The sequence below is a fragment of the Streptomyces sp. SLBN-8D4 genome (genome assembly GCF_049739545.1).
GTDB classification, from domain to species: domain Bacteria; phylum Actinomycetota; class Actinomycetes; order Streptomycetales; family Streptomycetaceae; genus Streptomyces; species Streptomyces canus_C.
In genome coordinates, this window is record NZ_JBMGQC010000001.1 from 8,330,875 (window position 1) to 8,350,535 (window position 19,661).

A 19,661-nucleotide genomic window follows, 5' to 3' on the forward strand; every position below is an offset into this window, starting at 1 on the left:
CTGTCGTTTCGTTATCCGGGTTGTAGTTGCTCACAACGCAACTATACGGGGGGTAAACAACAAGGGTGTGAGTCTGTTTCGGGGAGCTCGTGCATATGTCGTGGAAGTTGCGCGCTTCGCAACCTGGTGCGTATCACGCTACCCGTACTAGCATGCCGCGCACATCGACGGCGCGAGCGAGACGAGGCACCATGGCTCCCCAGCAGTACGACTTCGTCATCGTCGGTGGTGGATCGGCCGGCAGCGCACTGGCCAACCGGCTCTCCGCCGACCCGGGCAACCGGGTGCTGGTCCTGGAGGCCGGCCGCCCCGACTACCCGTGGGACGTCTTCATCCACATGCCCGCGGCGCTGACCTACCCGATCGGCAGCCGCTTCTACGACTGGAAGTACGAGTCCGAACCCGAGCCGCACATGGGCGGCCGGCGCGTCTATCACGCCCGAGGCAAGGTGCTGGGCGGCTCCAGCAGCATCAACGGCATGATCTTCCAGCGCGGCAACCCCATGGACTACGAGCGCTGGGCCGCCGATCCCGGCATGGAGACCTGGGACTACGCGCACTGTCTGCCGTACTTCAAGCGCATGGAGAACTGTCTCGCGGCCGACCCCGACGACGAGTTCCGCGGCCACGACGGCCCGCTCGTCCTGGAGCGCGGCCCGGCCACGAACCCGCTCTTCACCGCCTTCCAGAAGGCCACCGAGGAGGCCGGCTACGCGCCCACCCAGGACGTCAACGGCTACCGGCAGGAAGGCTTCGCCAAGTTCGACCGCAACGTCCACCGCGGACGCCGGCTGTCGGCCTCCAAGGCCTATCTGAAGCCCGTCAGGAAGCGTCCCAACCTCACGGTCAGGACGCGCGCCCTCGTCACCCGGGTCCTCTTCGAGGGCAAGAAGGCCGTCGGCGTCGAGTACCGGCGCGGCCGCGGGGCGCTCCAGCAGGTGCGCGCCAAGGAGGTCGTCCTCTGCGGCGGCGCGATCAACTCCCCGCAACTGCTCCAGCTCTCCGGCGTCGGCAACGCGGAGGAACTGCGCGCCCTCGGCATCGACGTCGTCCACGATCTGCCGGGCGTCGGCGAGAACATGCAGGACCACCTGGAGGTGTACATCCAGTACGCCTGCAAGCAGCCCGTCTCCATGCAGCCGTACCTCGCGAAATGGCGTGCCCCCTTCATCGGCCTGCAGTGGCTCTTCCGCAAGGGGCCCGCCGCGACCAACCACTTCGAGGCCGGCGGCTTCGCCCGCAGCAACGACGACGTGGACTACCCCAACCTGATGTTCCACTTCCTGCCCATCGCGGTCCGCTACGACGGCTCCGTGCCGGCCGGCGGACACGGCTACCAGGTGCACGTGGGGCCCATGTACTCCGACGCCATCGGCTCCGTGAAGATCAAGAGCAGGGATCCGAACGAGCACCCGGCGCTGCGCTTCAACTACCTGTCCACCGAACAGGACCGCCGCGAGTGGGTCGAGGCGGTCCGGGTCGCCCGCAGGCTCCTCAACCAGCCCGCCCTGGCCCCCTACAACGACGGAGAGGTGTCACCGGGACCGTCCGTCGAGACCGACGAGGAGATCCTCGCCTGGGTCGCCAAGGACGGCGAGACCGCCCTGCACCCCTCCTGCACCTGCAAGATGGGCACCGACGAGATGGCCGTCGTCGACCCCGCCAGCATGCGCGTGCACGGAGTCGAGGGGCTGCGGGTCGTCGACGCCTCGGTGATGCCCTACGTCACCAACGGCAACATCTACGCGCCGGTGATGATGATCGCGGAGAAGGCGGCCGACCTCATCCTCGGCAAGGAGCCGCTCGCGCCCTCCGAGGCCGCGTACTACCGGCACCGGGACGCCCGGACGCAGGCGGGGTAACGCGGATTTTTCCGGGGACCGCTTGTACCGGAAACCCGCCGGGTTCCAGCGGCGCGCAACGCGCCCGCGTGCCCAAACCGTCATCCCCCAACCCCTTGACGTGGGTTGCCGCAGTCTCCAGAGTGTTCCACCACAAGCAATGCGATGCGTCATGCGCAACGAAATCGCTCGAAGGGCTCCCGACGTGGCAGACCTGTACGTGGACGGTGAATGGCGGGATCCGGTGGCCGGAGGCCATCGGGAGATCCGTTGCCCCGCTGACGGCACGCTCTCCGCGACCGTGTCCGAGGGGACCCGCCCCGACAGCGAGGCGGCCGTCGCCGCCGCCCGCCGGGCCTTCGACGAAGGGCCCTGGCCGCACACCCCCGAGCGGGAGCGGGGTGCCCTGCTGCTGCGCACCGCCGACCTGATCGAGCGCGACGCCAAGGAGTTCGCCCGCGCCGAGTCGCTGGACACCGGCAAGCGGCTGGTGGAGAGCGAGTACGACATCGCCGACGTCGTCTCCTGCTTCCGCTACTACGGCGGGCTCGGCGGCACCGACGCCGGCCGTGTGATCGACACCGGCCGGGACGACGCCGTCAGCCGCGTGGTCTACGAGCCGATCGGGGTCTGCGGACTGATCACCCCGTGGAACTACCCCCTGCTGCAAGCGAGTTGGAAGGTCGCCCCGGCCCTTCTCGCCGGCAACACGATCGTCCTCAAGCCCAGCGAGCTCACCCCCTCCACCTCGGTCCTGCTGATGAGGGCGCTGGAGGAGGCCGGACTTCCCGCCGGTGCCGCCAACCTCGTCCTCGGCACCGGACCCGAGGTGGGCGCACCGCTGTCCGAGGACCCCCGTGTCGACATGGTCTCCTTCACCGGAGGCGTGGAGACCGGCAAACGGATCATGGCCACCGCGGCCGCGACCGTGAAGAAGGTCGCGCTGGAACTCGGCGGCAAGAACCCCAACGTCGTCTTCGCCGACGCCGACTTCGAGACGGCCGTGGACTTCGCGCTCACGGCCGTCTTCCTGCACTCCGGGCAGGTCTGCTCGGCCGGTGCCCGGCTGATCGTCGAGGACTGTCTGCACGACCGCTTCGTCGACGAGGTGGTCCGCCGGGCCCGGCAGATCCGCCTCGGCGGCCCCTTCGACCCCGGGGCCGAGACCGGGGCGCTGATCTCCGCGCAGCACCTTCAGAAGGTCGAGGCCTACGTGGCGGCCGGCGTGGCAGAGGGCGCCGTCCTGCGCTGCGGCGGCGAACGGCCCGCCGACCCGGCCCTCGCGAACGGCCACTACTACCCGCCCACCGTGCTCGACGAGTGCCGGCAGGACATGCGGGTGGTGCACGAGGAGTCCTTCGGGCCGGTGCTGACCGTGGAGCGCTTCACCGGTGAGGACGACGCCGTACGCATCGCGAACGACACCGAGTACGGCCTCGCCGGGGCGGTGTGGACGCAGGACGCCGGGAAGGCCCAGCGGGTCGCCCGCCGGCTGCGGCACGGCACCGTGTGGATCAACGACTACCACCCCTATGTGCCGCAGGCCGAGTGGGGTGGCTTCGGACACTCCGGTGTGGGCCGGGAACTGGGACCGACCGGCCTCGACGAGTACCGCGAGGCCAAGCACATCTGGCAGAACATCCAACCCCGGCCGCAGCACTGGTTCCGCGGCTGAACGCCGAGAAGAGGTCGACCATGACCCCAACCCAGACCGAGGTGCCGCCGCGCCGCGGCACCCCCGAGGACGCGGCCCCCACGCCCGTCATATCCGTACGCGGGCTGTGGAAGGTGTTCGGGCCGAAGGCGGACCAGGTACCGGACTCCGAGGAGCTGAGCGGGCTCACCCGCCGCGAGCTCATGGACCGCACCGGCTGCACCGCCGCCGTACGGGACGTGGACTTCGATGTCGCGCCCGGCGAGGTCTTCGTCGTCATGGGGTTGTCCGGCTCCGGCAAGTCCACCCTGGTGCGCTGTCTGACCCGGCTGATCGAGCCCACCGCCGGTGAGATCGTCTTCGAGGGCGAGAACATCCGGGACGCCGACGAGCGGCGGCTGCGCGAACTGCGGCGCAGCAAGTTCTCCATGGTCTTCCAGCACTTCGGTCTGCTGCCCCACCGCCGCGTCGTCGACAACGTGGCGTTCGGCCTTGAGATCCGCGGCATGGGCCGGGCCGAGCGCACCAGGCGGGCGCTGGAGGTCGTCGAACTCGTGGGCCTGTCGGGGTACGAGAACTCCTACCCCGACCAGCTCTCCGGAGGAATGCAGCAACGCGTGGGCCTGGCAAGGGCGTTGGCCGGCGATCCGGACGTCCTCCTCTTCGACGAGCCCTTCTCGGCGCTCGACCCGCTGATCCGCCGTGACATGCAGAACGAGGTCATCCGGCTGCACCACGAGGTCGGCAAGACGATGGTGTTCATCACCCACGACCTCTCCGAGGCCCTGAAGCTCGGCGACCGCATCCTCATCATGCGCGACGGCAAGACGGTCCAGTGCGGCACCGGCGACGAACTCGTCGGCGCCCCCGCCGACGACTACGTGCGCGACTTCGTCAAGGACGTGCCGCGCGGCGATGTGCTCACCCTGCGCTGGATCATGCGCCCGGCAACTCCCGAAGACCCCCTGGACGGACCCGAGTTGGGCCCGGACGTGGTGGTGAAGGAGGCCACCCGCGCGGTGCTCGCGGCGGAGAAGCCCGTCAAGGTCGTCGAGAACGGCGAACTGCTCGGCATCGTCGGCGACGAGGAGATCCTCGCGGTGGTCGCCGGACAGGACGGCGACGCGTGATGACCGTCGCCATGGAGAAACCCGAGACCTCGGGGGAGGCGCAGCAGTCCGTCCCGCCGCCACCCGTCGTCCCCGTACGCCGGATCAGCCGGTCCATGGGGGTCGGCGCGATCCTGGTCGTCTGGCTCCTGCTCTTCGCCGTACTGCGCGGACGGCAGACCCTGTCGCTGGCCGCGGCCGACCTCACCGACCTGCACCGCTGGCTCAACGACGTCAACGACTCCATCGGCGCCAACCGCAACTCCAACCCGCTGTTCCTGTACTTCTTCAACGAGATCCGGCTGGTCATCGACAACCTGGTGACCTTCGTCCAGGACCTGATCTCCCAGCCGTCCGGCGACCGCCCGGTCCCGCAGATCGGCTGGCTCGGCGTGGTCGGCCTCGCCGGCTATGTCTCCTGGGCGGTCGCCAACTGGCGGGTCGCGCTGCTGGCCGTGGCCGGCTTCACCTTCCTCGGGCTCCAGGGCCTGTGGCAGGAGAGCATGGACACCCTGGCTCTGACCCTCTCCGCGGTCCTGGTGGCGCTGCTGTTCGCCCTCCCGCTGGGCGTATGGGCGGGCCTGTCCGAGCGGGTCAACCGGATCGTCACCCCCTTCCTGGACTTCATGCAGACGATGCCGACCTTCGTCTACCTGGCGCCGCTGACCCTGATCTTCCTCATCGGTGGAGCCTCCGCCACCATCGCCACCGTCATCTACGCGGCACCGCCGGCCATCCGCATCACCGCGCACGCCATCCGTTCCGTGCCCGGCGCGACGGTCGAGGCGGCCGCCTCCATGGGCGCCACCCGCAGACAGTCGCTGCTCAAGGTCCTGCTGCCGATGTCCAAACGAACCGTGGTGATGGGCGTCAACCAGACCATCATGGCCGCCCTGGCCATGGTGACCATCGCGGCCCTGATCGACGCGCCCGGCCTCGGCAAGACCGTCGTCCAGGCCCTGCAGTCCCTCGACGTCGGCACGGCCTTCAACGCGGGCCTCGCCATCGTCGTCATGGCCATCGTCCTGGACCGGGTCACCACCGCGGCCAGCGGACGCGCGGAGGCGGCCAGGCGGTCCGGCAACCCGCTGCTCAGGTGGCGGCGGCACCTGCTCGTGGCCGGGGGAGCGGTGGCGGCCGTACTCGTGTATCTGTCCCACACCTACCTGTGGGCGGCCGAGTTCCCCGGCGACGGCGGCACCGGCAGCACCATCGCCAAGGCGGCCGACAACGTGACCACCTGGGCGCAGGACAACCTGTCCGGGCTGACCAACGGCTTCCGGGACGTCATCACCAACGGCCTGCTCAACCCGTTCCAGACGCTGCTCACCGACTCCCCGTGGTGGCTCGTCGGCGCCGCCCTGATCGGGATCGCCGTGGTCCTCGGCGGGTGGCGCGCCGGGATCACCACCGCCGTGTGCGTGGGCCTGCTCGTCGCCACCGGCGTGTGGTCGGACGGCATGACGACCCTCGCCTCGACCGTCGTGGCGACCGTCCTCGTCATGCTGCTCGGCATGGTCTTCGGGGTGTGGATGGGGCGCAGCGCCCTGGTGGACCGGCTCGTGCGGCCCACCCTCGACGCGGCCCAGGTCATGCCGCCCTTCGTCTACCTCGTGCCGTTCCTCGCCCTGTTCGGCGCGACCCGGTTCACGGCCATCGTCGCCGCGATCGTCTACGCGGCACCGGTCGCCATCAAGATCATCGCCGACGGGGTGCGGACCGTGCCCGCGACCACCGTCGAGGCGGCCACCTCCACCGGGTGCAACACCTGGCAGATCATCACCAAGGTCCAGCTCCCGATGGCCCGCAGCGCCCTGACGCTCGCGACCAACCAGGGCCTCATCTACGTGCTGTCGATGGTCGTCGTCGGCGGCCTCGTCGGCGCGGGCGCCCTCGGCTACGACGTGGTGGCCGGCTTCTCCCAGGGTCAGCTGTACGGCAAGGGCCTGGCGGCCGGTCTCGCCATCGTCCTGCTCGGCGTCATGTTCGACCGGATCACTCAGGCAGCGGCTCGCCGCACCACCAATTGAGGAGCACCACACGATGGCAAGACACTGGCGAGCCGGCGCGGCCGGCCTGGCCGTCCTCGGCCTCACCCTCACGGCCTGCGGCGGCGCGAAGGTCGGTGACTCCTCGGAGGCCGGCGGTTCGGGCAGCTCGGGCAAGTGCGGCACCTTCAACCTCGCGGTCAACCCGTGGGTGGGCTACGAGGCGGACGCGGCGGTCGTCGCGTACGTCGCCGAGCACGACCTGAAGTGCAAGGTCACCAAGAAGGACCTCAAGGAGGAGATCGCCTGGCAGGGCTTCGGCACCGGCGAGGTCGACGCCGTCCTGGAGAACTGGGGCCACGACGACCTGAGGAAGAAGTACATCACCCAGCAGAAGACCGCCGTGGAGGCCGGCTCGACCGGCAACAAGGGCATCATCGGCTGGTACGTGCCGCCGTGGCTGGCCAAGGCCCACCCGGACATCAAGGACTGGAAGAACCTCGACAAGTACGCCGCGAAGTTCAAGACCTCGGAGTCCGGCGGCAAGGGCCAGCTCCTGGACGGCGACCCGTCGTACGTCACCAACGACGAGGCGCTGGTGAAGAACCTCAAGCTGGACTTCAAGGTGGTGTACGCGGGCAGCGAGACCGCGCTGATCCAGGCGTACCGCAACGCCGAGAAGAACAAGCAGTGGGTCATCGGCTACTTCTACGAGCCGCAGTGGTTCCTGTCCGAGGTGCCCCTGGTCAAGGTCGACCTGCCCGCGTACAAGACGGGCTGCGACGCCGATCCGGCCAAGGTCGCCTGCGACTACCCCGTCTACGACCTCGACAAGATCGTCAGCGCCAAGTTCGCCAAGTCGGGCAGCCCGGCCTACGACCTGGTGAAGAAGTTCAACTGGACCAACGACGACCAGAACACCGTGGCCAAGTACATCGCGGTGGACAAGATGACGCCGGACGCGGCGGCCAAGAAGTGGGTCGACGCCAACCGGAGCAAGGTCGACGCCTGGATCAAGTAGGCCCGTCAGGGATCAAGCAGGCCTGACAGGAAAGCCCGGTGGGCGGCGCGCCCGGATGTGCGCCGCCCACCGGGCATCGCCGTTTCCGGAGCCGCTTCCCCGCCCGTTCCGCCACGTCACCGGGCCTCTTGACACCCACCCGCACGGCGGGCACATTGAGTTGCGCAGCCTGAATCGTGTTGCGCACAAAGCAACTTACCGGAGGTGCGGCGATGGCGGGACCCCGAGTGGTCATCATCGGAGCGGGCGTCGTCGGCGCGGCACTCGCCGACGAGATCTCCGCGCGCGGCTGGACCGAGGTGACCGTGGTCGACCAGGGCCCGCTCCCGGCCACCGGGGGGTCGTCGTCGCACGCCCCGGGCCTGGTCTTCCAGGCCAACTCCTCCAAGACCATGACCGAGCTGGCCCGCTACACCGTCGAGAAGTTCTGCTCCCTCGACGTCGACGGACAGCCCTGCTTCCTCCAGGTCGGCGGCCTGGAGGTGGCGACCACCCCGGAGCGCGTCACCGAGCTCCACCGCCGGCACGGCTGGCTCACCGCCTGGGGCGTCGAGTCGCGGATCCTGACCGCCGACGAGTGCGTCGAGAAGCACCCCCTGGTCAACCGCGACCGGGTCCTCGCCGGCCTGCACATCCCGACCGACGGCCTCGCCAAGGCCGTCCTCGCCGTCGAGGCGCAGATCCGCCGGGCCACCGAGCGCGGAGTGACCTTCCTGGCCCGCCACGAGGTCCTGGACGTGCTCCGGGCCGACGGCGAGGTCACAGGCGTCCGCACCGACCAGGGAGACCTGGCAGCCGACATCGTCGTGTGCTGCGCCGGCATCTGGGGCCCGCGGATCGCCCGCATGGTCGGCATGAACCTCCCGCTCACCCCGCTCGGCCACCAGCTCGCCTGGACCGGCCCGGTCCCCGCGCTCGCGGGCCAGACGCAGGAGGCGGTGCGCCCGATCCTGCGCCACCAGGACGCCGACCTCTACTACCGCGACCGCCACGACACCCTCGGCATCGGCTACTACGGCCACCGCCCCATGCCCATCACGGCCGACGAGATCCTCTCCGTCGACGAGGCCGACACCATGCCCTCGGTCCTGAAGTTCACCGAGGACGACTTCGCGGACGCCTGGACCGAGACGCAGTCACTGCTCCCGGCCACGAAGGACGCCAAGGTCGAGGAGGGCATCAACGGCCTGTTCTCCTTCACCACCGACGGCCTGCCCCTGCTCGGCGAGTCCCCGGACGTCAAGGGCTTCTGGGTCGCCGAGGCCGTCTGGGTCACCCACTCCGCCGGTGTCGGCCGGGCCGTCGCCGAGTGGCTGGTCGACGGCCACTGCTCCTCCTTCGACCTCCACGAGTGCGACGTCAACCGCTTCGAGCCGCACCAGCTCTCCCCGGAGTACGTCCTGGCCCGCGACTGCCAGAACTTCGTCGAGGTCTACGACATCCTGCACCCGCTCCAGCCCTCCGGCGACCCGCGCCCGATCCGCACCACCCCCTTCCACGCCCGCCAGCAGGAGCTCGGCGCCTTCTTCCTGGAGGCGAACGGCTGGGAGCGGCCGCAGTGGTACGAGGCCAACGCGGGCCTGGTGGAGGGCCGTTCGATCGTCACCCCCAACGACTGGGCCGCCCGGTACTGGTCGCCGATCGTCGGCGCCGAGGCCCAGACCACCCGCGAGACCGTCGCGATGTACGACATGACGGCCCTCAAGCGCCTGGAGGTGAGCGGGCGGGGCGCGGCCGACTTCCTGGAGCGGCTGTGCACCGGCAAGGTCGCCAAGTCCGTCGGCTCGGTGACGTACACGCTGCTCCTGGACCACGACGGCGGCATCCGCAGCGACATCACCGTCGCCCGGCTGGCCCCCGACGTCTTCCAGGTCGGCGCCAACGGCAACCTCGACCTCGACTGGTTCACCCGCCACCTGCCCGCCGACGGCACCGTCCAGGTCCGCGACATCACCCCCGGCACTTGCTGCATCGGCCTGTGGGGACCGCTGGCCCGGGACGTCCTCCAGCCGCTCACCGACGAGGACTTCTCGGCGACGGGCCTGAAGTACTTCCGCGCCAAGCGCGCCCATATCGGGTCCGTGCCGGTGACGGCCATGCGCCTGTCGTACGTCGGTGAGCTCGGCTGGGAGCTGTACACCACGGCCGACCTCGGCCAGAAGCTGTGGGACACCCTGTGGCGGGCGGCCCGCCCGCTGGGCGGCATCGCGGCCGGGCGGGGCGCCTTCAACAGCCTCCGCCTGGAGAAGGGTTACCGCTCCTTCGGCACCGACATGACCTACGAGCACGACCCCTACGAGGCCGGGGTCGGCTTCGCCGTCAAGGCCGACAAGGAGGACTTCGTCGGCAGGGCCGCGCTGGAGCGGCGCAGGGCCGACGTACGGCGGAAGCTGACCTGCCTGACCATCGAGGACCCGCGGGCCGTCGTGATGGGCAAGGAGCCGGTGTACGACGGGCAGCGCGCGGTCGGCCACGTCACCAGCGCCGCCTTCGGCCACACCATCGGCAAGGGCATCGCCTACGCCTGGCTGCCGGCGGAGCTCACCACCCCCGGGACCACCGTGCACATCGGCTACTTCGACCAGCGCGTCGAGGCGGTCGTGGCCGAGGAACCGCTCTTCGACCCGGCGATGTCCCGTCTTCGGGGGTGAGCGGGGCGCAGGCGGACGCCGCGCGGGAGGACACCTGACGGCAGCGCCCTGAGCTCTGCGGCGCCCCAGGAAGACCGGGACTCTCGGCGTCCGGGGCGGCACGGGCGACCGGGTCCATGGCGGCTCGGGTGCCTGGCGCGACCGACGTCCACGGTCCCCCGGACGAGCGGGCGTCAGCCCAAGTAGCCCAGCCGGCGGCTGAGTTCGTCGGCGCCCTCCACCAGCACCGGTGCCAGTTCGTGCATCCGCTCCTCGGTGAGCCGGAAGGCGGGGCCCGAGGCGGTGAGGGCGGCGACGACCTTGCCCTCGCCCGAACGCACGGGCGCCGCCATGGCGTTGAGGCCCTCCTCGTACTCCTCCACCGTCATGGCGTAGCCCTGCTCACGGACCCGGACCAGCTCCGCCTCCAGCTCTTTCCGGGAGGTGAGGGTGTGTGCCGTCATCCGCTCCAGCCCGGCCGTGGCGACGAGTTCGTCCCGGCGCCTGTCCGTGACATGGGCGAGCAGGACCTTGCCGCTCGACGTGCAGTGCATCGGCGTCAGCCGCCCGACCCAGTTCTGCGCGGTGATGGCGGACCGGCCGCGCACCTGGTCGAGGTTGATCACATGATGGGACTCCAGGACCGCGATGTTCATCGTCTCGCCCAGTTTGTCGGCGAGGCGCTCGCAGATCCCGCGGCCGTGCTTGGTGACGTCGATGCGCCCGGTGACCGCGCCGGCCAGCCGCACGATGCCGAAGCCCAGGCGGTACTTCCCGCGCTCGCCCTCCTGCTCGACCATCCCGTGCGCCTCCAGCGCGCCCAGCAGACGGAACGCGGTGGACTTGTGGACGTCGATCGCCTCGGCCACTTCACTGACGCCTGCCTCGCCGCGCTGCGCGAGGATCTCCAGCACGGTGACAGCCCGGTCGACGGACTGCACCCCGCCGCCGGACGTGCCCCCGGACTCGGTGCCGTTGTTGCTCATGGCGGAACCTTATGCGAACAGGTCGACGCTGGTCAGCGGAAGACCACCGTGCGATGACCGTTGATCATGACGCGGCTCTGGCAGTGCCACTCCACGGCCCGGGCGAGGACCTGTGCCTCGACGTCCCGCCCCAGGGTGACCAGACTCTCGGCGCTCTGGGCGTGGTTCACGCGGATGACGTCCTGCTCGATGATGGGCCCCTCGTCGAGGTCCGGGGTGACGTAGTGGGCCGTGGCCCCCACGAGCTTCACGCCCCGCTCGTGCGCCTGGACGTAGGGCCTCGCGCCCTTGAAGCTCGGCAGGAACGAGTGGTGGATGTTGATCGCCCGGCCTTCGAGCTGCTTGCACAGGTCGTTCGACAGGATCTGCATGTACCGGGCGAGGACCACCAGGTCGATGTCCAGCCGGTCGACCAGTTCGAGCAGCCGCGCCTCCGCGTCCGCCTTCGTCTCCGGGGTCACCGGCACATGGTGGAAGGGGATGCCGTAGCTCTCGGCGAGCGGTGCGAAGTCCCGGTGGTTGGAGACGATCGCCGGCACCTCGATGCCGAGCGCGCCGGTGCGCTGCCGGAAGAGCAGGTCGTTCAGGCAGTGGCCGAACTTCGACACCATGATCAGGGTGCGGGTGGGGGTGCCCGCGTTCCGCAGCTGCCAGGTGATCCGGTACGCCTCGGCGACCGGCGCGAAGCCGGACCGCAGATCCTCCAGGGTGGTGCCCGGGTCCGAGACGTCGAAGTGGACGCGCATGAAGAAGCGGTCCTGGAGCCGGTCGTCGAACTGCTGGCTCTCCTGGATGTTCCCGGAGTGCCCGACCAGGAAGCCGGTGACGGCATGGACAAGGCCGGACCGGTCCGGGCAGGACAGCGTGAGGACGAACTCGCGGTCGGGTAGCGGTCGAAGAGACACGGAGTCCTCCCGATGGCTGCGCATTACGCAACAGTGCGACTGATACGCAACATGGTCCCGGCTGGGGCGGCTCTGGGTCAAGGGTGGTTTCCTGACCGCGGCCGGGTGAGCGCCTGGCCTCTGAGGCTTCGCCGCCCTCGCTCCGACGGCCGCATCGGTCGGCGGACTCTCACCGGACGACGGACGGGGTGCCGGCCCAGCGGCGCAGGGCGGCTTCGAGGCCGCCGTCGGCGTCGGTCCCGCGGGCCCAGGCGACCACCCCGTCCGGGCGTACCAGCACCCCGGTCGGCGTGCCGGGAGCGTCCCGCACGGCGTTCACACGCCCGTTCCAGCCCGCGGCGAGACGGGCGAACGCGCCGTCCGTGGTGCGGTCGAGCAGCAGGAACCCGCCGCGGTGGCCGTGGTCGGCCAGCCGGGAGCCGTCCAGCAGCCACAGGTCGGGGGCGAAGCGGCCCACCAGCGGATGGTCGCCGGGCAGGTCGAAGCGCTGGGTGACCCCGGAGATCTTCTTGACCGCGTAGGTCGTGCCGTCCCGGGTGCTCAGCAGGTCGGCGACGATCTCCCGGAGCGCGCCAGACTTGGCGTCCCCGCGCAGCACGCCGATCTGGGCCCGCGTCCAGTCCAGCACCCAGGCGCCGAGGGGCCGGCGCTCCGCGTCGTAGGTGTCCAGCAGTCCTTCGGGCGCCCACCCGGCGAGTACGGCACCGAGCTTCCAGCCGAGGTTCGTCGCGTCGCCGACGCCGAGGTTGAGTCCCTGGCCGCCGAACGGCGGGTGGACGTGCGCGGCGTCACCGGCCAGCAGCACCCGCCCCGACCGGTAGGCGGCGGCCTGGCGGGAGTTGTCGGTCCAACGGGTCGGTGCGGCACGCAGTGCGGTGAGCGTGACGTCCGTACCCGAGACGCGGCGCAGACTGGATTGCACCGCTTCCAGGGTGACCGGGGTGGAGCGGTCGGCCGGAGGGCTGTCGAACTCCACGGTGGCCACCCGCCCGGGCTGCGGTCCGTAGCGGTACACCCCCCGGGGCGACCAAGTCCATCCGTCGGTGAGCACCGACGGGTCGGCGATCTCGGCGACCGCCTGGTAGCCGGTGAGTTCGGGGTCGGTGCCGGGGAAGTCGATGCCCGCGAGGCGGCGCACGGTGCTGTGTCCGCCGTCGCAGCCGACCAGCCACCGGGTGCGCACCGGCCCGGCGCTGGTGCCGACGAGCACGTCCTCGCCGGTGTCGTGGAGCGCGGTCACCTCCACCTCGCGACGCACCGGGACGCCGAGACGCGCGACATGGTCGGCCAGCAGCGCCTCCAGCTGCGGCTGCGGCAGGATCCGCGCCCCGTCGGCGGCGGTGTGCGCGGCGAGGTCGGGATCGGACCAGTCCACGAGGGCGGGGTCGAGGGCCATGCCCGCGAAGTGCCCGGTGAACCGCGTCCCGGGCCCTGGCCGGCCCGCACCGGGTGGCCGGTCGCCGGTCGCCGGGGCGAAGGACCCCACCTGCTGGAGGGTCTGGCGCTGCACCTGTTCGGCGGCGGGCAGCAGGCCGCGGCGGTCGAGTGCCTCGGCCGTCGGCACGTTGACGGACTGCGCCTTCATCGCCCCGTCCGGCTCGGCCCGGCGTTCGAGTATCTGGACCCTGGCCCCGGAGAGGGCCAGCTCCGCGGCGAGCACAAGACCCACCGGCCCGGCTCCGACCACGGTCACGTCCATGTCCTGGTCCAGCTTCTGGTTCACCTTCACTGTCACGAACACCGTTCTATGATGGAACACTGTTCGTGTCAAGTTATGATGTCCCGGTGAACCCGAGAGAGCGACGCGCGGCCCGCCACCGGCCGCCCCTTCCCGAGGCCGGAACCGACCCCAGGCCGCGGCGCCGCACGGTCCCGATCACCGTGGAGCAGGTCGTCGACACCGCGCTGGGCCTCGTCGCCACCGAGGGGTACGAGGCCCTGACCATGCGCCGACTGGCAGGCGCGCTGGAGACCGGACCCGCCTCGCTCTACGCCCACGTGGTGAACAAGGCGGACCTCGACGAGCTGCTCATCGGACGGCTGTGCTCCGCACTGGCCCTGCCCGAACCCGACCCCGCGGCCTGGCGGGAGCAGATCCGGGGCGTGTGCGCCCAGCTCCGAGACCAGTACCTGAAGTACCCCGGCATCTCCCGCGCCGCGCTCGCCATGGCCCCCACCGACGTCGAGATCGTCCGGGTCAGCGAGGGGATGCTGGGGATCCTGCTCGCCGGCGGTGTCGCCGCGCAGTCCGCCGCCTGGGCCGTCGACGCGCTCTTGCTGTACGTGGCCGCGTACACCCTCGAGACGTCCATCGCTCGCCGGCGGTCGGCGCACGAGGACTCCGAGTGGGTCCTCGACCGCGACGAACTGCTGCGCCGGTTCGCCGCCCTGCCCGCCGAGACCTTCCCCCACACCACCCGCCACGCCGCCGAACTCACCGCCGGCGAGGGCCACGACCGGTTCGACTTCACTCTCGGCCTGATGATCGACGGCCTCGCACCCGGATGACCGGCCGGCGCCGCGGATCGTCCCCGGCGCGCTGATCCGCGGTTCGCCCCTCCGTGGCACGGTGTGGACCGGGGGAAGTGAGCGCGCCTGGCCCCGCCCCCTGCCACCCTTCGACCGGGCGCGAACCCTTGACACGCCTCAGCCGGCAGCGCAGTCATGACCGTGCAGTCGTGGAGGGCGGACAGGCCCTCGGCGGACCGCTCTGGTTAGGATCTGAGCCGCCGGACATCGGGAGACAGCAATGACGCCAGCAGGAGGACAGGGCGGCAGCCCCGGCGCGCCGCGCGCCGTGGACGTGGCCCGGCTGGCGGGCGTCTCGCAGAAGACGGTCTCCCGGGTCTTCAACGGCGAGCGATACGTGTCCGCCGATGTACGCGAGCGGGTGCTCCAGGTCGCGGCGGACCTCGGTTACCGGCTGAACGGCGCCGCCCGGGCCCTGGCCTCGGGACGCACCCGTTCGATCGGCGTGGTCACCCTCGGCACCGCCCTGTACGGTCCCGCCTCCCTGCTCATCTGTATCGAGCGGGCCGCCCGGGACGCGGGATACGCGCTCCGCGTCGTCAACACACTGGAGGGCGACCCGGCGGGTGTCGCCGGGGCCGTGGAGTCGCTCCTCGGACAGGGCGTGGACGGCATCGTCGTCTCCGAACCGATCGACGAGGGCTCGGTGTCGCTCAATGTCGACATCCCGGTCCTGGTCCTCGGGGCACCCGCCGCCTTCGGCGGTCCACGCGCCGTGGCCGCGGGCGTCGGCGCCGAGTCGCTGGCCCGGGCGGCCACCGAACACCTGCTGGACCTCGGACATGTGACGGTCCATCATCTCGCCGGTCCGCAGAGGTGGTTCGCCGCCCGGGACCGGCTCCAGGGCTGGCGGGCGGCGCTCGCGGACCGCGAGAGGGAGCAGCCGCCCGTCATCGAGGGCGACTGGTCGGCCTCGTCCGGCTACACGGCGGGCCACGAACTCGCCGCCGCCGGTGACGTCACCGCGGTGTTCGCCGCCAACGACGACATGGCCGTCGGCCTGATCCGCGCCCTCCTGGAGGCGGGCCTGCGGGTGCCGCAGGACGTGAGCGTCATCGGCTTCGACGACATCCCCGTCTCCGCCTATGTCACCCCACCGCTGACCACCGTGCGCCAGCCCTTCGACGCCGTCGCCCGCGAAGGGCTCCGGCTCCTGGTGCAGGCCATCGAGAAACCGGACGCAGAGCCGGCACCGGCGAGCGACCCGCCGGTCGAGCTCGTCGTACGCGCCTCGACGGCACCCCCGCCGACCGGCGGGGGGCGCCCGGCCTCCGGCTCGCGCGACTCGGCGCACGAGGCGGCCTCCGGGAGATGAGCTCGGGCCGAGACCGGCGGCGCCTCGCGGCGCCGCCGGTGACGATCACCTCTCCCGTGAGTACGGTGCCACGGCGATCCGGTCGATCAGCGGCGCGTACCGGGAGCGGAGCAGCACACCGGGGAAGGTGTCCGAGGCGTAGGTCGTGCCGTCGAAGTTCGGCAGTTCCTCGGAGCGGAAGGCGATCGTGTTCTGTCCCTTCTTCAGGGTGACCGGGACGGTCAGCTCCCAGAAGTTGTTCTGGTGGAAACTGTGCGGGAAGCCGACCCGCCTCGTCTCGCCGCCGTTGACGGTGATGTCGGCGTGGCGGGCCAGCGGGTCCGGGTTGTAGTGGGTGGCCTCCGACTGCTCCGGGTTGGAGTAGCGGATCCGCAGCGCGTACAGCCCGGCCCGGTCCGCGGCGACGGTGAAGGTGGCCGTGTTGCCGTTGCCCGGGTCGCCGCCGACGCCGCTGATCGCCGTGCCGTCGGTGGCCAGGGAGAGCGGGGTGAGCGTGGCCGAGCCCGCGAGTACCGCGTCCTGGGCCTCGTAGGTACGCGCTTTGAGCGCGCCCTCGCTCGGCGTGACCGTGAGACGGTCGACCAGGGTGGGGGACGAACCACCCGTCAGCGTCACCTTGTTGACGCCACCGGAGAGGGAGACCGCGACACGGTTGCGGTCCTTGGCGAGACGCAGGACGTCGTGTCCGTTGACGGAGATCCGGGCGCCGGCCCCGCCGAGGGTGTCGACCTTGAGCGTGGCCTCACGGTCGGCGGGGGAGTACACCCAGAACGTGGCCGTCTGGCCCTTCGCGATCCGGGCCGCGCCCGAGCCGGAGCCGGAGCCCGGCACGTCGTAGACGGGCTGTGCTCCGCCGCCCAGCCAGGCCAGCTCGCCCTCGTGGACCTGCGTGTTGCCCGAGGCGGCCGGCAGGGACAGGGTGAGGCGGTCGACGATCGCGTCACCCTTCGTCACGCGCTTGCCGTCCAGGCTCTTCGCGGCGAGCGTCAGGGTGTGCCGGCCCTTGGTGAGCCGCACCTTGGTGTCGGTGTGGTCCCACACCACCCACTTGTAGCCGAGCGGCAGATACAACTGCTGCTCGCTGCCCGCCTGGCCGTCCACGCGCAGGAAGACATTGGTGGGGCCCTGCTCCTTCACCTTGTCGAAGGTGTTGAGGGAGTTGGCGAAGACGCTCAGGTCGTAGGTGCCGTCCTCGGGCACGTCCACCGGGAAGTCGAGCGTGACGTCCGAGCCGCTGCGCAGCCCGCCCACGTCGTAGCCGCCGGAGGTGTAGAACTTCGACACGTCGGAGGTGGAGCCCTCCGGGCCGTTCTTCGAGTAGCCGGACCCGGTGTGGGCGGCGTCCTCCGCCTCGTAGGAGCCCTGCCAACGCACCGGCGGTGACTGGGTCTTCGCGGCCTTCCCGGCCGGGCTGAGCACGATCTCGTACGCCGAGGACTCCTTCAGCCTCGGCAGCGTGCCGTCACCGAAGTGGACGGTGACCGAGCCGTCGTCCGCGACCTTCAGGTTCGTCTCGGTGAGCAGCTTCGGGCCGGAGTTGTCGCCGACCTGTCCGCTCCACTCGATCTCCCGCACCCACGCGTGCACGTTCTTGCCGAAGAGTTTCTTCGGGACGCCCGCGAAGGTGATGTGCCCCTTGCCGGTGGAGCCGCCGAAGATCAGCCGGGCCTGCTTCTTCTTCTCGTCGAGGGTGGCCACACCCTGCATGGTGTAGTTCTCGCCCGGGAACGGCGGGGTCACCGACACCGTGTGCCCGCTCATCGAGGCGTACGAGTTCAGCAGCCACCACTGGCCGTTGCCGCGGTTGGACTGCACCGCGGAGTCGGAGAGGTTGCCGTCGATGTTCCAGTAGGCGATGTCGGCGTCCACCTTGGACTCCTCGATCGCGGAGACCCACTGGATCATCTGGCCGGGGACGGAGGTGTGGTAGTTGAAGGCGTACTCGTTGATGTTGACGGGGAGTTCGGTGCCCTCGCGGTCGGTGCCCTTGAACAGCTCCTTCTCCCACACCCGGTACTTGGCCACGCTCTCGCGCACCGCCTCCGGGTGGCTCAGCTCGTGCCAGGTGATGACGTCCGGGAGGGTGCCGGCGGCCAGGGTGTGGGTGAGGAAGCCCTTCACCTGGTCGTACAGGACGCTGGTGTTGGGGCCGGCGATGCGGGCGCCGGGCATCCTGCCCTTGATGAGCCTGTAGGCGGAGTCCCAGGCGGCGAAGTAGTCCTTGGGGTCGCTGAGCCAGCTGACCTTGTCGTAACTCCACTGACCGGTGCCGAACATGTTGCCCTCGGGCTCGTTGAACGGCACGAAGACGATGTTGTCCTGGTACTGCTTCGGCAGCTTCAGCACCTGGTCGACCTGCCCCGCGATCTTCTCCTCGTAGAGCCTGAGCTTCTCCGCAGGGGTGTCACCCGGCCACTCGTAGGGGAAGCCGCGGTGGATGTCGGTCATGTAGATGTACACATCGCCGTCGGTGGAGTCGGCGAGCGGCTTCACCACGTCCAGCGCGTCGGCACCGGGGTGCTGCGGGCCGTCCTGGGCCTTGGTGGAGACCGTGCGCAGACCCATGCCCTCGATGACGTTGTTGGTGGGGACGTCCGGTCCGTACACGCCGTAGAGGGTGCCGGAGGCGCCGCCGTGGAACGCGCCGGTGTCCGAGCCGAGGTCGACGGTGAGCTGCCCCTCGCGGACCACGGTGACGGTCGCCTGCACCGCCCGACCGGCCGCGGTTCCGGCCACCGTGAAGGTCCCGGGGCGGGCGTACTTCTCGGGCGGTACGGCGTCCCAGGTGACCGGTGTGTCGCGGTCGTAGCCGTCGGTGAAGGTGGCGCGGACGGCCGCCGGGAGGGTCGGGGCGGTCCCGTCGGTCGTCCGGACGTCGAAGGAGGTCTTCGAGAGGTCCTGGAGGGTCGGCACGGCTCCGACCAGGCCGGCCACCTGCTCGGCGGTGAGCGCCGAGTGCCACACGGCGAAGTCGTCGACGGCACCCTTGAGGAGCGGGTCCGGGTAGAAGGACTTGCCTATGAAGCCGGCGGCGGTCGCCGAACCGCTCAGCAGGTCCTTGGCCTTGACGGCGGTCACGGTGGAGGAGACCGCCACACCGTCGAGGTACGTGGTGAGCCGGCCCGCGGTGGTGTCGAGGGTGACGGTGACCGTCCGCCAGGCGTCCGCGGGCAGCGGCGCGTAGCCGCGGACCTGGTTCTCGGCGCCGCCTCCGCCGGTGGTCACGGAGGTCTGGAACAGCCCGTTGCCGTTGTACGGCGTGCTGAAGAGGTACCGGGTGGTGTCGGTGCCAAGGTCGAAGATGCGCTGCCAGGACGATGTGTCGCCGCTCCACTTCACCCGGGCGGAGACGGTCAGGTCGCTGGCGTCACCGACCACTTCGCGGGGCAGCCGGACGTAGGCGCCGTCGGAGGTGGGCGCCCCGCCGGGCAGGGCCAGCGCCCTGCCGCCGTCCGCGCCCGCCACGGACTGGGCCGTCGCGCCGTTCACCAGGCTGGCTGTCAGGCCGTTGCCGGAGCTGTCGGTGATCTTTCCGGAGGCGAGGTCGTCCTGGTCGAAGGTGTAGCGGGCGGCGGGCCCGGGCGTCCCGGCCGCGTGCGCGGGCACGGCGGGCGCGGCCAGCAGGCCCGCGCCGAGGGCCAGCGCCATGGCGGCCGGCGCCCGGCGGCGCGTGGATCTGTCAG

The 19,661-nt window shown here is 70.7% G+C and carries 12 protein-coding genes; 8 read left to right on the top strand and 4 right to left on the bottom strand.

What is annotated here, in order from left to right:
• Positions 1-191: 191 nt before the first annotated feature.
• The 6 genes from betA to RKD20_RS37955 all read left to right on the top strand — a co-directional run bounded on the left by betA (position 192) and on the right by RKD20_RS37955 (position 10,264).
• Entirely contained in the window at positions 192-1,862 is a 1,671-nt protein-coding gene (gene betA / locus RKD20_RS37930) for a choline dehydrogenase (RefSeq protein WP_424881641.1), read from the top strand.
• Between the two features lie 184 nt (positions 1,863-2,046).
• Positions 2,047-3,516 (top strand): aldehyde dehydrogenase family protein, encoded by a 1,470-nt coding sequence (locus RKD20_RS37935; protein ID WP_424881642.1) that lies wholly within the window; start codon positions 2,047-2,049, stop codon positions 3,514-3,516.
• Positions 3,517-3,536: 20 nt separating this feature from the next.
• The gene (locus RKD20_RS37940) at positions 3,537-4,625 is read left to right on the top strand and encodes a quaternary amine ABC transporter ATP-binding protein (protein ID WP_424881643.1); all 1,089 of its coding nucleotides are present in this window, start codon (positions 3,537-3,539) and stop codon (positions 4,623-4,625) included.
• Complete coding sequence (locus RKD20_RS37945) at positions 4,625-6,634, top strand: ABC transporter permease (protein WP_424883412.1); 2,010 nt, start codon at positions 4,625-4,627, stop codon at positions 6,632-6,634. The genes RKD20_RS37940 and RKD20_RS37945 overlap by 1 nt, the downstream gene beginning before the upstream one ends.
• A 13-nt stretch (positions 6,635-6,647) precedes the next feature.
• Entirely contained in the window at positions 6,648-7,613 is a 966-nt protein-coding gene (locus tag RKD20_RS37950) for an ABC transporter substrate-binding protein (RefSeq protein ID WP_424881644.1), read from the top strand.
• Positions 7,614-7,825: 212 nt separating this feature from the next.
• Complete coding sequence (locus tag RKD20_RS37955) at positions 7,826-10,264, top strand: GcvT family protein (protein WP_424881645.1); 2,439 nt, start codon at positions 7,826-7,828, stop codon at positions 10,262-10,264.
• A 173-nt stretch (positions 10,265-10,437) separates the two neighbouring features.
• On the opposite strand, the gene RKD20_RS37960 is transcribed toward RKD20_RS37955, so the two are convergent.
• The 3 genes from RKD20_RS37960 to RKD20_RS37970 form a co-directional block, all read right to left on the bottom strand.
• A complete protein-coding gene (locus RKD20_RS37960; RefSeq protein ID WP_424881646.1) occupies positions 10,438-11,229 on the bottom strand; it encodes an IclR family transcriptional regulator in 792 nt (263 codons plus the stop codon).
• Positions 11,230-11,261: 32 nt separating this feature from the next.
• Positions 11,262-12,134 (bottom strand): formyltetrahydrofolate deformylase, encoded by an 873-nt coding sequence (gene purU / locus RKD20_RS37965; RefSeq protein ID WP_424881647.1) that lies wholly within the window; start codon positions 12,132-12,134, stop codon positions 11,262-11,264.
• A 169-nt stretch (positions 12,135-12,303) separates the two neighbouring features.
• Positions 12,304-13,905 (bottom strand): FAD-dependent monooxygenase, encoded by a 1,602-nt coding sequence (locus RKD20_RS37970; RefSeq protein WP_424881648.1) that lies wholly within the window; start codon positions 13,903-13,905, stop codon positions 12,304-12,306.
• 14 nt (positions 13,906-13,919) lie between these two features.
• Here RKD20_RS37970 and RKD20_RS37975 point away from each other — a divergent pair, with 14 nt between their 5' ends.
• Complete coding sequence (locus RKD20_RS37975) at positions 13,920-14,642, top strand: TetR/AcrR family transcriptional regulator (RefSeq protein WP_424881649.1); 723 nt, start codon at positions 13,920-13,922, stop codon at positions 14,640-14,642.
• A 241-nt stretch (positions 14,643-14,883) separates the two neighbouring features.
• Positions 14,884-15,978: a LacI family DNA-binding transcriptional regulator gene (locus RKD20_RS37980; RefSeq protein WP_424881650.1), complete on the top strand. Its 1,095-nt coding sequence runs from the start codon at positions 14,884-14,886 to the stop codon at positions 15,976-15,978.
• Between the two features lie 45 nt (positions 15,979-16,023).
• Here RKD20_RS37980 and RKD20_RS37985 read toward each other — a convergent pair whose 3' ends face one another.
• Positions 16,024-19,626: a LamG-like jellyroll fold domain-containing protein gene (locus tag RKD20_RS37985; protein ID WP_424883413.1), complete on the bottom strand. Its 3,603-nt coding sequence runs from the start codon at positions 19,624-19,626 to the stop codon at positions 16,024-16,026.
• Between the last annotated feature and the right edge of the window lie 35 nt (positions 19,627-19,661).